The 12994-nt window shown below is 41.3% G+C and carries 14 protein-coding genes and 1 riboswitch; of the genes, 1 reads left to right on the forward strand and 13 read right to left on the reverse strand.

The features are described 5' to 3' along the window. Window position 1: 1 nt before the first annotated feature. The 10 genes from rsmB to PGP85_RS10885 all read right to left on the reverse strand — a co-directional run bounded on the left by rsmB (window position 2) and on the right by PGP85_RS10885 (window position 10161). Window positions 2–1354, reverse strand: a complete 1353-nt coding sequence (rsmB, locus tag PGP85_RS10840) for a 16S rRNA (cytosine(967)-C(5))-methyltransferase RsmB (RefSeq protein ID WP_270327445.1) — start codon at window positions 1352–1354, stop codon at window positions 2–4. Then, a complete protein-coding gene (gene fmt, locus PGP85_RS10845) occupies window positions 1355–2296 on the reverse strand; it encodes a methionyl-tRNA formyltransferase (RefSeq protein WP_010741113.1) in 942 nt (313 codons plus the stop codon). Continuing rightward, entirely contained in the window at window positions 2289–2780 is a 492-nt protein-coding gene (gene def, locus PGP85_RS10850; protein WP_010741114.1) for a peptide deformylase, read from the reverse strand. The genes fmt and def overlap by 8 nt, the downstream gene beginning before the upstream one ends. Window positions 2781–2866: 86 nt before the next feature. After that, entirely contained in the window at window positions 2867–5269 is a 2403-nt protein-coding gene (priA, locus tag PGP85_RS10855) for a primosomal protein N' (RefSeq protein ID WP_010741115.1), read from the reverse strand. Window positions 5270–5475: 206 nt separating this feature from the next. Beyond that, window positions 5476–5778, reverse strand: coding sequence for a DNA-directed RNA polymerase subunit omega (gene rpoZ / locus PGP85_RS10860; protein WP_010741116.1), 303 nt, complete (start codon window positions 5776–5778; stop codon window positions 5476–5478). Window positions 5779–5782: 4 nt separating this feature from the next. Continuing rightward, window positions 5783–6397 (reverse strand): guanylate kinase, encoded by a 615-nt coding sequence (gmk, locus tag PGP85_RS10865; RefSeq protein WP_010741117.1) that lies wholly within the window; start codon window positions 6395–6397, stop codon window positions 5783–5785. Window positions 6398–6508: 111 nt separating this feature from the next. Further along, a complete protein-coding gene (locus PGP85_RS10870) occupies window positions 6509–7393 on the reverse strand; it encodes a YicC/YloC family endoribonuclease (RefSeq protein ID WP_010741118.1) in 885 nt (294 codons plus the stop codon). A gap of 33 nt (window positions 7394–7426) precedes the next feature. Then, entirely contained in the window at window positions 7427–7642 is a 216-nt protein-coding gene (locus PGP85_RS10875) for a YdbC family protein (RefSeq protein WP_010741119.1), read from the reverse strand. A 31-nt stretch (window positions 7643–7673) separates the two neighbouring features. Further along, window positions 7674–9302, reverse strand: coding sequence for a patatin-like phospholipase family protein (locus PGP85_RS10880; protein ID WP_270327448.1), 1629 nt, complete (start codon window positions 9300–9302; stop codon window positions 7674–7676). 154 nt (window positions 9303–9456) lie between these two features. Further along, a complete protein-coding gene (locus PGP85_RS10885; RefSeq protein ID WP_010741121.1) occupies window positions 9457–10161 on the reverse strand; it encodes a class A sortase in 705 nt (234 codons plus the stop codon). 266 nt (window positions 10162–10427) lie between these two features. Here PGP85_RS10885 and PGP85_RS10890 point away from each other — a divergent pair, with 266 nt between their 5' ends. Beyond that, entirely contained in the window at window positions 10428–11198 is a 771-nt protein-coding gene (locus PGP85_RS10890) for a hypothetical protein (protein WP_010741122.1), read from the forward strand. A gap of 38 nt (window positions 11199–11236) precedes the next feature. Here PGP85_RS10890 and thiT read toward each other — a convergent pair whose 3' ends face one another. The 3 genes from thiT to PGP85_RS10905 all read right to left on the reverse strand — a co-directional run bounded on the left by thiT (window position 11237) and on the right by PGP85_RS10905 (window position 12943). Further along, window positions 11237–11833 (reverse strand): energy-coupled thiamine transporter ThiT, encoded by a 597-nt coding sequence (gene thiT / locus PGP85_RS10895; protein ID WP_010741123.1) that lies wholly within the window; start codon window positions 11831–11833, stop codon window positions 11237–11239. Window positions 11834–11882: 49 nt separating this feature from the next. After that, window positions 11883–11981, reverse strand: a riboswitch (TPP riboswitch). A 68-nt stretch (window positions 11982–12049) separates the two neighbouring features. Next, on the reverse strand, window positions 12050–12412 hold the full coding sequence (locus tag PGP85_RS10900; RefSeq protein WP_010741124.1) for a hypothetical protein: 363 nt from the start codon (window positions 12410–12412) through the stop codon (window positions 12050–12052). Between the two features lie 72 nt (window positions 12413–12484). Beyond that, window positions 12485–12943 carry a low molecular weight protein-tyrosine-phosphatase gene (locus tag PGP85_RS10905; RefSeq protein WP_090405131.1) on the reverse strand — a complete coding sequence of 153 codons (459 nt, stop codon included), beginning with the start codon at window positions 12941–12943 and terminating at the stop codon, window positions 12485–12487. Window positions 12944–12994 lie beyond the last annotated feature (51 nt).

A 12994-nucleotide genomic window follows, 5' to 3' on the forward strand; every position in this document is an offset into this window, starting at 1 on the left:
TCTATTTTTTTCGCATTGCACAAATAAAGAAACCGTCTGTCATAAACATTTCTGGATATAAAACCAGCATCTGCTCATGAATCTCCGGTTGTAATTTTTCTTCTAAATCCAAGTCGATTTTTTCAAAATCAGGATGAGCGGCTAAAAATTCAGCGGCCACCTGTTGATTTTCCTCTGAAGTAATCGTACAAGTACTGTATACCATAATCCCACCTGATTTCAATGTGGGTGCGCAATTCTTTAAAATTTCCAGCTGAATTTTGGGTAATTGAACAAAATCCTGTGCTTTTTTCTGATATTTGATGTCTGGTTTTCGACGCATCAATCCTAAACCTGAACATGGCGCGTCTACCAGGATACGGTCAAAACTTTCTGGTGCAAATTCTTTCGATGCTTCTCGAGCATCCATTTTCTTTGTTACCACTGTGTCCGCAACACGTAAACGTTCCGCATTTTCTTGAACCAGTTTTAACTTATGTTCATGAATATCTAACGCCGTTACTGATCCTTCATCCTGAAGCAGTGCCGCAATATGGGTTGTTTTTCCTCCCGGAGCAGCACAAGCATCCAAGACTTTTTGCCCTGGTTCGATTTCCATAGCTTGAGCAACCAACATTGAACTTTCATCTTGAATTGTCAGCCAACCATTTTGAAACAGTTCGCTGCCAGCCAGAAATCCTCTATCTGCCACAATCCCATAAGGCGTAAGCTCACTGGGACGTGCCTCTATCCCGTCCTCTGCCAAAGCTTCAATCGCTTCCGCCCTTGTTAAAAAGCGTAAATCAATTCGCGCACTTACACGACTAGGCTCTAATAAAGACAAACCAAGCCTACGCGTTTCTTCTTGACCGAGTTCAGCTACAAATTTCTCTGTCATAAATTTTGGTAAACTGATCTCTATTGCTAAACGTTCAATCGGATCATTAATCAACTCTAATGACGGTACACCCTCACGTTGAATTGAACGCAAGACACCATTGACGAACTTACCAGTTCCCGGATTTCCTTTGGCTTTAGCAATTTCAACGGCCTCATTAATGATCGCATGATCTGGTACACGATCTAGATAAAGCATTTGATAAACAGATAATTGCAAAAGACTTTTGACCCATGGATCGACTTTTTTAGCCTTTTTAATAAACGGTTCGATGTCATATGCTAGTGAAAGTTGACGACTGATCGTCCCATAAACAAGTTCAGTTAATAAAGCCGTATCCTTGCCATCAACTTGATTTTTTTGAATCAATTCATTTAACAATAAATTTGAATAAGCCCCTCCACGATTGATTCGCTCAATCGCTTCTAATGCGGTAAAACGTACAGAACGTAATAATTTTTTTGGTATTTTTGCCATCTACCCCACCTGCTGCCCTTCAGCAACGGTTTGGCCGCTGCCATTTAGAAAGGCTTGGATCGCTTGTTTTGCTTTACCAGCGGGTTGCAGTTCATCTACTGCTAAGACCGTGCCGTTTCCGCAGGCGATATGCAAGGCTTTTTTCGAACGCGAAACGATCGTTCCAGGCGCTGCTGTTGTTGTTTCTTCTAACGGTGTTGTGCGAAAAATTTTCCAACGCGCACCTTCATAAGTAGTGAAGGCCACCGGCCATGGATGCATTCCTCGAACCTGATTATCAACTTCTTCGGCCGTTTTCTGCCAGTCGATCGCTTCTTGTTCACGACTGATATTAGGCGAAAAAGTCGCTTCTGCTTCATTTTGCGGCGTTGGTTTTAATTCGCCAGAAATAATTTTGGGCAATGTTGCTAGCAATAATTCTTTACCCACTTGGCTTAATTTTTCAAACATCGTCCCTACATCATCTTGTTTAGTGATAGCCGCCTTTTGCTGGCTGAAGATACCGCCAGCATCCATTTTTTTGATCATTTCCATGATAGTCACGCCGGTTTCCGTTTCACCTTCCATGATTGCATAATGAACGGGGGCACCGCCTCGATATTTGGGCAGCAGCGAAGCATGAACATTAATCGCACCCAATTTAGGGACCTGCAATAATTTTTCTGGTAAGAATTGACCGAAGGCTGCGGTAACTAATAGATCCGGCGCTAGTTCTTTGATTTTTTCCATCTCAGGTGAGCCGCTGATTTTTTCTGGTTGCAAGACTAATAAGTCATGTTTCAACGCAGCTTCTTTGACAGGTGTTGGCGTAATGATTTTTTTTCGTCCAACTGGGCGATCTGGTTGAGTCACTACCGCAGCGACATCATAACCTGCTTCAATCAAACTCTCCAAAATCGGCACTGAAAAAGCTGGGGTTCCCATAAATATAATTTTAGTCATCGGCATGTTCCTCCATATAACGTTCTAAATCTTCTGGTTTGATTATTTCGATTACTTGATCGATAAACAATTTGCCATTTAAATGATCAATTTCGTGTTGAAAAGCACGAGCTAAATAGCCATACGCTGTGACTTCCATTTCAGATCCTTCTCGATCATAATAGCGCACAGTCACTTCATCAGCACGCTCGACTGTTCCATATGTTTCAGGAATTGAAAGACACCCTTCGACATCAATCGTTGTTCCTTTTCGATCGATGATTTCCGGATTGATAAAATCAAAACGGTCGCCTTCTTCAACTTCAACCACTGCGATACGCAGGTTTTTTCCAATTTGAGGTGCAGCTAGGCCAATGCCATCATGTGCCACCATCGTTTCATACATATTATCTAACAATTCAACGATCTCATCGGTAATATATTCGATTGGCTCTGCCTTTTTTAGCAAACGCTCATCCGGGTGAATAATAATGGGATAACGCATAGAGTCCCTTCTTTCATATTTTCTAGGATTTTTATCTTCTGTATTCTTCTATAAGCGGGAGAACGATTAATTTTTTGTATTGTCCTTTAAATAAAATACATTGGTTCGTTGTCTATGGCGATCAATAAGCCTTGTCGCTGGTCCTTTTGACTCACTTGCAATATATCTTCTAAAGTCGCTTGTAGTTTTGGTTCATTTTTATATTTGATAATCAATTGATAGTAATAACGGTTTTTGATGCGCAAGATTGCACCGGGTGTCGGTCCTAACAGAATACTTTGCGGACTTAGCTGTTTCCGCAATTGTTCGGCTAATTGAAACGCTTTTTGCGCTGCTCGCATCTCTTCTTGATGAGAGACCGTTACCTTAACCGTATAGTAGTAAGGCGGATAATCCGTTTGATGGCGGATTCGCATCTCTTGCTGGAAGAAACTCTCATAGTCATGATGCTGTGCCAACTGAATAGTATAGTGTTCAGGATTAAATGTTTGAATGATCACTTCACCAGCTTTATCACCACGACCGGCACGACCGCTTACCTGCGTCAACAATTGGAAGGTTCGCTCACTGGAGCGGAAATCCGGCAGATTCAAAGCAGTATCCGCGTTTAAAACACCCACCAAGGTTACGTTTGGAAAGTCTAAACCCTTTGCGATCATCTGCGTCCCTAATAAAATATCTGCTTCACGATCGCCAAATGCTGTTAGAATTTTTTCGTGCGCACCTTTGCGGCGAGTTGTATCGACATCCATCCGCAGAACTCTTGCCTCTGGAATCAATTGCTCCAGCTCTTCCTGAACCTTTTCCGTTCCCGTTCCAAAGTAACGAATCTTATCTTTGCCGCAATTCGGACAACGGTGAGGGATTCCTTCTTCATGTCCACAATAATGACAACGCATCGTTTTTGTATCCATATGTAAAGTTAAAGAAATATCGCAATTCGGGCAAGGCAAAACAAACCCGCAATCACGACACATTACGAAAGAAGAGTACCCTCGACGGTTTAGCAATAACACACTTTGTTCGCCTTTCGCCAAGCGGTCTCGCAATTTCTCTTCCAATATCTCGGAAAATGAAGAATTTAGACGGCGCTGCATTTCCTCCCGCATATCAACAATCTCAACTGTTGGCAATTTAGCCTGTGCGCTGGCACGTTCAGTTAGATTCAACAAATGATACACACCTTTTTGTCCACGTGCACGTGATTCTAAAGAAGGTGTTGCACTGCCCAAAACAACCGGGCAATGATGGTAGTTCCCACGCCAAATCGCTAAATCTCTAGCATGATAACGTGGTGACTCCTCTTGTTTGTAGCTAGTCTCGTGTTCTTCATCGATGATGATCACGCCCAAATTTTCTAACGGAGCAAAAATTGCTGATCGAGCTCCCACAACCACATGTGCTTCTCCACGTTCTAACTTGCGCCATTCATCGTATTTTTCGCCTTGTGACAGACCACTATGCAAGACGGCCACTTCACTGCCAAAGCGCTCTTTGAAGCGTGTTGCCATTTGCGGCGTTAAAGAAATCTCAGGTACCAGCATCATGGCAGTTTGACCATTCGCCAGCACATCCTGGATAACTTGAAGATAAACTTCTGTCTTCCCGCTTCCTGTCACGCCCTCTAATAAGAAGACTTGGTGTTCATGAGCGGCACTCTTCTTGCTGATAGCTTCATAGGCCAATTTTTGTTCAGGATTTAGATCTAGTGCGGAAGTTTGTTTGATTTCTCTTTCAGCATAAGGATCACGATATTTTTCAATCGCTACAAACGCTAACCAGCCCTTTTTCTCTGCTTGATTCAAGTTGGCTAGAGAAAAATCTTCCGCCTTCATTTCTTTGACGGCGATCAGTTCTTCGTCAGAAAGTGCGGCTAAATAATCCAATAGCTGTTCTTGTTTATACGAATTTTTTCGTAAACCAGCTTTTAACTCACTTGCCTTTTCAGGAGAAAACATTCGTTTGATGTAGCGTTCTGTTTTTATTTTATTTTTGGTATGGACTTCATAGCGTAATTCAACGATGTTCTTGTCGCGAAGCACAGCCAATTCTTTCAACCAGCCTTGTGCTTCTGCTTCTTCCCAAGTAATCGACTCTGAATCTTTGAAATATTTAGCTTGAACCGCCGGATCCTCGGCAACGAGATACAATCGTTTTTGATAATCAGCCTTCATAACACTTGGCAGCATCGTTTGCAGACAAGTGACTTTAAAGGCAAACGTCGTCTCTTTCATATAGTCCGCTAAAGCTAATAACTCTTGATTTAAGACAGGAGCTAAATCCAACACACGAATAATCGGTTTCAAATTATCCGGCAAAGGTTCTGGAGCTGTTTCAAAACCAACCACAAATCCTTGGACATGTCGCGGACCAAAACCAACCTCCACACGCATCCCGACTTCTACCGCTAATTGAGGCGGGATTAAGTAACTAAATGGCTGATCCGTCTGCATCGCCGGCACATCTACAATCACCTGTGCTAATTTCATTTTTCCGCCTCCATTCCTAATTATTGTACTCGATTTTATCTGAGATCGCTTAAATTAAAGATACTATGTAAGAAAAGCTTCGTAAAATTACGCCTAGGCATAATTATTTATGTTAAAAATGCGAGTCTCTTAGACCACAAAAAGAAGGGACTGCGCCAAAAGTATTGGTACAATCCCATTTTACATCAGCAAAAAAATCCCTGTGCTTAGTTTTGTTCGTTGCGAATGCGTGCTTCTAAATCACGTTGATCACGTTCACGTTGTAAGTGACGTTCTTCTTCTTCCATTTTCAAACGTTCACGTTTGATTTCTGGATGTGGATCATTAATCACAGCACCTGCGTCGATTTCTTCTAACGCTTGGCCAACACTTTTTACAGAATCAAATGAATCTAGCGTTGGTTGTGCACCTGCATCTAATTCGTGGGCACGTTTACTGGCTAAGATTACTAAAGAATATTTTGAATTCACATGGTCTAACAACGTATCAATTGAAGGTTTTAACATCATAAGCTTATATCTCCTTTAACATTTTTATATATTTACCAATTACTCGGTCAACTCGGTAGTGTTCACTGACGATAATATCTTTTATACGATCAACAGCTTTAGGTACTTGATCATTGACGACAGCGTAATCATAGAGCGCCATCATTTCGATCTCTTGGCGTGCAACGAGCATGCGTTTTTCGATCACTTCAAGGCTATCGGTCCCTCGTCCAACGATCCGCGCTTTTAATTCCGCAAGATCTGGCGGTGTAAGAAAAATGAATACACCATCCGGCACTTTTTCTTTCACTTGTTGGGCACCTTGGACTTCGATCTCTAAAAAGACATCTTTCCCCTCGTCTAACGTTTTGTTTACATAAGTTAGCGGTGTTCCATAATAGTTTCCAACATACTCGGCATATTCCAACATATCGCCTGCTTCGATCATTGCTTCGAACTCTTCTTTCGTACGGAAATAATAATCGACGCCGTCAACTTCACCTTCTCGCATCGGACGAGTGGTCATTGAGACAGAGTATTGGAACTCATTATCGTCTCTTTCAAAAATGGCTTTTCTGACCGTTCCTTTTCCAACTCCGGAAGGTCCCGACAATACAATCAACAGTCCTCGTTCAGACATACTAACGCCCTTTCATGCTCTTTTTAGCTAACGCCTATTGTGCACTTTTTTTGTGAATATTTCAAGAGGCATCCGTAAGCTATCTGCTATTTATTATGGAAATTCACCTACCTATTCAACATTTTGGATCTGTTCACGAATTTTTTCTAAAATTGTTTTTAGTTGGACAACGATGTCTTTGATCTGAATTGGACTTGATTTTGATCCAATCGTATTGACTTCACGATTCATTTCCTGCAGTAAAAAATCCAACTCGCGGCCAACAGGTTCCGTCGTTTGCAAAAGTTTTCCTAATTTTTCTAAATGGATACTCAAGCGGTCAAGCTCCTCATGGATATCACCGCGCTCCAATAGAATCGCCAATTCAGTCAGTAAGCGATCTTGGTCAACAGTATTTCCTAGATACTCTTCCAGCTTTGCTTGATACCGTTGTTGAAAATCAGCCTCATATTCTGTCACAAATCCCTGCAATTCATTTACTAGGTCTTGGACTTTTTCACTGTATTCAAGCATCACTTTTTGAATGCCTATACCCTCATGTTCACGACTGGCTGCTAACTGTGTAAAGGCCGCATCCGCAACCACTTGAACTAACTCCTCCAAGGTGTCTTCATCGGAGGGCTGATCAACCAGCGTTACAAAATCAGATTGCTCCATTGCTTTTACCAGCACTTGTTCTGCTGGAAAATCCACAATACCGAAATGTTCCTTTCCGCCATTTTGCAGTTCAGAAACTAATTGCTGCAGCAGCTCCCAATCAACGGAAACTTTTTTATTGCCGCTTTTTAACGGTGTTAGATTAATAAAGACATCCACTCGTCCTCGTTGAATTTTTTCTTTCGCAATCTTACGGATCAGAGCTTCAAAAGGATTCAATTCTTTAGGCATGCGAATCTGCAAGTCTAAGAAACGATTGTTGACGCTTTTTAATTCAATGTTCAACTCGTAAGCTTCATTGGTTTGCGCCGCTTGCCCATAACCGGTCATACTTTTCATTTGATTTGTTCCCTTCTTTTATTAAATCGTGGACTACATATTGCTTAAAGCCTCTTTTAAAGCAGCAAATTCTTCATTACTCAACGTAACGCCTTTACCCATCTTCTCGTGCTCTGGCGCCCAGTCCCGCAAATCAAATTTTGGTGGTCGCTCATTCCAGCTTACTAAGTTCAATTCTTTCCGCCAGCCTTTCGGATTTTCCGATAAAACAGCGATTTCTTCTACGATTTCATAATTAAATTCTGCCACGATACTTCCTCCTAGTTGCTCTTACTTTTGGTTAACTTCCAATAGTAAGATTGATATTTCGAATGTATTTAAAAAAGAGTGCCAGCAGCGTTGGAATCGGCCAACGTCGATAAAAGGTTTCTAGAGACCCTTCCTGCTGATAAATTTGCAAGACCTGATAATAATCAGAAAAAACATTATGGCTTTCAATAAAATCGCCAATTTGCTCTTGCACTGAAAATGTTGCGCTTAATTTGATCGGCATTTCAAACTGCCGCAAAATCGTTTCAATAAATTCCTGCGGTGTATACACTTGTACTGGTGAGACATTTACCCAGTAGGCAAAAAATTCCAAAAAGGCTAGGCTGAGCATTTCTGTCGGTACGTGTGTTCCAAAAAACTTTTGCAATTCGGGATACAACGCTTCTTTTTTGAGAATGATCTCTGTTTTTGCATAGCGTAAGAAATCTTTTGTGATCATTTCAAAATTGGAGTGGCAACTGAAAAAGTAGCGATAGCCTTGAAGTTCATCAAATGCCCGTTTTGTCTCTAAGTAGCCTAGATCGATATTTTCTGATGAGCGAGCACTTTGAAACAGCAGCAAATCACCCAATCCCCAAGGACTCGCCAACGCTAATTCAGCAACATTATCTGGTAAGCGATATTTTTTATCCAAACCAGGACCATGAACATCTACCACGATCAGTTCGGTGATCGGTTTTTGCAAGGCGATATCGACCGGCAAATTGTTGCGGTAGCCGCCATCTACATAATAATCATCCTTAATTTTTGCCATCGCCATCATTGGGAAAAAAGCAGCAGAGGCTAACAGCCAATCGATAATTTCTTCTGCCGGACATTCATTGAGTGAGACAATCACTTCTTGGAAAGCTGGCACTTTCGTCGTGACAACGTAAAACGGACAGCCTGTTTGAATTTTTGGTTCATCTAAACGTTCTTCTAATAACCCTCTAAGCGGCTCTGAAGAGACACCCCGTTGCTGCAAAGAGACTTTAATAAACGTACGCAGTTGATCCACTTGAGCTGAAAAATCCAGCTCTTCCACTTCTTTGAAGGTGATATCCAAGACTTTATCGGTCTCGATTTCTTCCCACAATGCCAAGGCTTGATTGTAATCACCTTGTGCGATCAACGCACCATTTAACCCGCCAACCGAGGTTCCTGTGATCACCTCGAATTGAATGTTTTTCTCCAATAAAGCCTTCCAAACACCAATTTGATAAGCACCTCGGGCACCGCCGCCGCCTAAGACCAAACCTGTGTGGTAAACCAATTCTTTTTGCCAAAGTCCATCTAAGAGTTGATAACCTTGGTCAATTAACCATTGCTGCAAAATCAAATTAGCCTCAAGTTTCAAATATAATGCTCGTTTGAATTTTTGACGAGCAGCATTTTCTAACAATAAAAAGGCTGTCTGCCAGCCAAGATTCAGTGAGATCAGCAAATTATTAATTTGCCATGTATTATCCTTATCTATTTTATCTACTAACAGCCATTGGGATTTACGTTGCAGCCAAAATCCTTCTCCACGCTTAACCGCCGCTAAAAACTCTGAGCGAGCCTGTCCATGAGATGGATAGAAAGGAAACAGCAACTGTGTCTGTTGAAATTTTTTCCAAGACGCCAGCAAATCCGAGACAAAAATTCTTTTTAACTCCATCGCTTCCTCCCTTGATTTGTCCTCTATCAAATAAATTCAGCATGTTTGTTCCAGTATAGCAGAAATTTTCCCGCAACAAAAAACTCCAAGGCAGGCCTTGAAGTTTTTTGAGTAAAAGCAGGGCAGAAATGACTCGCCTCTGTCACCGCTAAAATTAATATGTTCGCTGTTCCATTTCAAAAGCCTTGCGCATCGTGTCTGTCGCGTTGTTGACAGAGGTCATAGCAACTAAATCCCCTTGCACGATGATCCGCGTCACACCTTCGATCTCGCCGCAAGTGATCAGAGTGACTTGCTGTTTGTCCGGATGGACATCTAAATACTTCACTTCTGTCGGTTGAACCCGAACCTTTAGCGTTGTTTTGTACGTATAGATATTATGCAGATCGGTCAGATAGATCAAATCACCTTCTTTTACCCCTTCAAGCGGAGTAAACAAAAGTCCTGGACGATCGGCACGATGACTTGCCAGAGCATAATTGCCTTCACCCATTTTTTGATCTGGCGCCAAAGTGCCCGCACCATATAGAAGAACCTCATTAGATAGTCCTTTAAAAATCGGTAAATTTACTTCTACAGACGGAATCGCGATCCCGCCAATCACAGGTAAGCGTTTATTGTCTAACTGTGCTTGTAAAACTGCTTCCGTACTAGCCGGCTGTACCGCATCAAAATCAAAAGATGCGTCTTTTTGCAGATTTTTATCGATCTCCGTGCGATCCATTTTCGCGACGGCATAACGATCACCATTATACTGCATCAAAAAATATTTGATTTGATTGTTAAAAATCAAAGCTAACCCTACTAATAGTAATAAGAAAAGAAAAATATTTATCAGCCAATTTCTTTTTTTCTTCATCCCAAACCTCCTGCGCTCTCGCATCAATCATATCATACTCTTTTCTATTAAGTGACACTACATTCACTTAATAGAAAAAAATTAAAAAAAGAAATAAATGCATTAAGAAGTCGTTATTTATTAAAATGATTTTAAATGTTAAAAAGGGCCTTCAATGTTGCAGTTTTTAAGGCATTTGTAATCTAATTTTAAAATAAAAGATACGAGCTTTTTTTTTATTATTGAGTTAAAATGATTGTGACGACTATTAGAAAGGGTGAAAATTTGTGCCAGATACGTTATTTGCATATATCGATTCCACAAGTAATGCGGTACTCTCAAAAGGTTTTTCACCCAACGATTTTGTTGACGGAATTGTCCATCACCCTAAACATTTGTTATTGCTAGACCCTGTCGCAGAAGCTGGAGAATATGAACCGCATACCGGCTTAAAGGTCGTAAATAGTCCTGAACAAGTCCAACAATTTTTTAACAACAAAGTCTTCACTCAGTCAAAAGGAACGAAGTGGATCGACTTTAATGATCTCGCGATGTTGAAAGAGTTAACACCATTAGAAATATCAGAATTGCTTTATTTTGGGCATATGCGGACGCATCTGCATTCTCCCTTTTTCTATAAATTACAAAACAACTTTGTATATTTCAATTTAGGCAATGAAACTATGCGTGTTTATTATCGCTACTTGGATGAATTTTACCGCATCCTTGCCAGCAAGTTGACTCGCATCGTTCTGGAAAAAGTCAATGATCGCCGCTCGTTTTTCCGTAAAGGTTCTTCCGTTGCACCGCTTGACGGCGAACTGTTGAAGGAATTATATCCGATCTTGCAAGAGGGTGCAATCTTTTGCCTCGACCAGTCTGAACTAAAAAATAAAATCTACCACATCCCCATCTTTTTATCGGATGAAAAGGGATGGCGGCGCAGTCCGAAAAACTATAAGAAGGAACAACAGATCGCAGAGATCACTTACGACACATCCAAACAGCTTTGGTCTTTGGATGTGGAGAATGATGACCCTGTCTTCTCATTCCGTTAAAAAAAGCATTTGTCCCGTTTGGGACAAATGCTTTTTCTTTATTGGTGACTTCGTTTTTGAATTAGATTACCGTCCTTCGGCAAATACAATTGTGGTACCTTTTCAGCTACCAATACGGCGACAATCGCTGTCACAATTGCTGTTGCCAAACCGCTGGCACCGTTCATCACAAATGAAAAGATCCAAGGATTCATGCCCCACAATGCATAACTGCCCCAAAAAACGACACCGGCGATAAAATGCCAAAAGAATTTGGCGCCCGTTCCAACGAAGGTCCCATAGACGATATTTTTTCGTGCGGCCTGCATGTCGTCGGCAAGTATTGCTTGCTGAACTTTTTTGGCATATACTCCGGCAAATCCAGCAAAGGTAAATGCGATCGGGTATTCAATTAATACTTGAATGACACTCAAAAAATAAACATCCCCCGCTGGAAAATGCAAGATTCCCCAGATAAAGGCCGATAGCAACGCTGGTTTTACTCCACGCCGCAATGCGAATAGGACCATCGGGATCATTCCTAATGATACCGTAAAGCTGCTGCCGATCGTTGTTGGGATCAATGAAAGCATGAAAGCCAATGCTGCCACGATTGTCCCTTCGATCATGATTCTTGTTTTGTTGGTTTTACTCATAAAAAAACTCCTCCTTTTGAACATACAGTCCACAAAGGAGAAGTAACTATCATTACTTCATCACAATTCCTACGCTCGAATAACCGAAACAGGTACTAGGGTTTAGAGTAATCTCAATCTCAGCCCGAGGGCTCCCCTTTGCGAAAGTATTATTCTATTTTTAGTACATTCAGAGTATACCAGATGTCTGATCACTCGTAAATGTATAAAGTACTTTTATCGTGAGATACTTTCCTGATCACCGCTTGGCGATAAGGTCGTCACCTTTTTGATCCGATCAATTGTCAACATGACCAGTTGATTCTCTTGGGTCCGAATAACGATAGAATCATTGGTCACTACTTTAGGCAGCCACCCTGAGATCGTTTGAAATTTTTCTTCATCTTTTTCGTCTTGCACTTGAATGACTACTAAACTATTTTGCAGAGCCGCCATCTTCAGTTTGAGAAAAATGTTCTCGTTAGCTTGCTCTTGGGCACGTTTTTCAGCAGAATCATTCAAAAAATCCGAGATGAAACGATACGATGAATTCGAAAACAGCTTAATTAAATTCTTTTTAGGCTTCTCGTTTTTAGTCATTCAGCTTCCTCCTATCAAGAGCATGGTTGCGTAGTTTGATTTTACTTAAATTTCTGGGAAAAAACAAGGAATCTAGTCCTTTTCCAGAAAAGTTAACCATTCGTTTAAACCTTTTTGAATTAAATCGTAGGTTTCTTCAAAATTACCGGTATACCATGGATCAGGGATGCTTTCTCCCGTATGACCGGGAACAAGGTCTAAGTACAAATAGATTTTGTTCTCAGTGCCATCTGGGGCTATCGCTTGAAGATCGCTGACATTTTCTTGATCCATCCCGATGATAAAATCGGCATTATAAAAATCTTCGGTGGTCACTTGCCGGGCACGCATTCCTTTGGTCGAAATGTGATGCTGCGATAGCAGTTTCTGTGTTCCGCGATGGGGTGGATTTCCAACCTCCCAACGACTCGTGGCCGCTGAATCAACTTGGAAATTATCATCCTGCCGCTTTTGGAAGGCATCCCGAAAAACCGCTTCGGCCATCGGTGAACGGCAAATATTTCCCATACAAACAAATAGAATCTTTTTCATGTCATTCCTCCTGTGCTATAGTCAATTTATCGAAATGAAACGAGGGATCGT

The organism is Enterococcus malodoratus (assembly GCF_027659535.1).
Classification (GTDB): Bacteria; Bacillota; Bacilli; order Lactobacillales; family Enterococcaceae; genus Enterococcus_A; species Enterococcus_A malodoratus.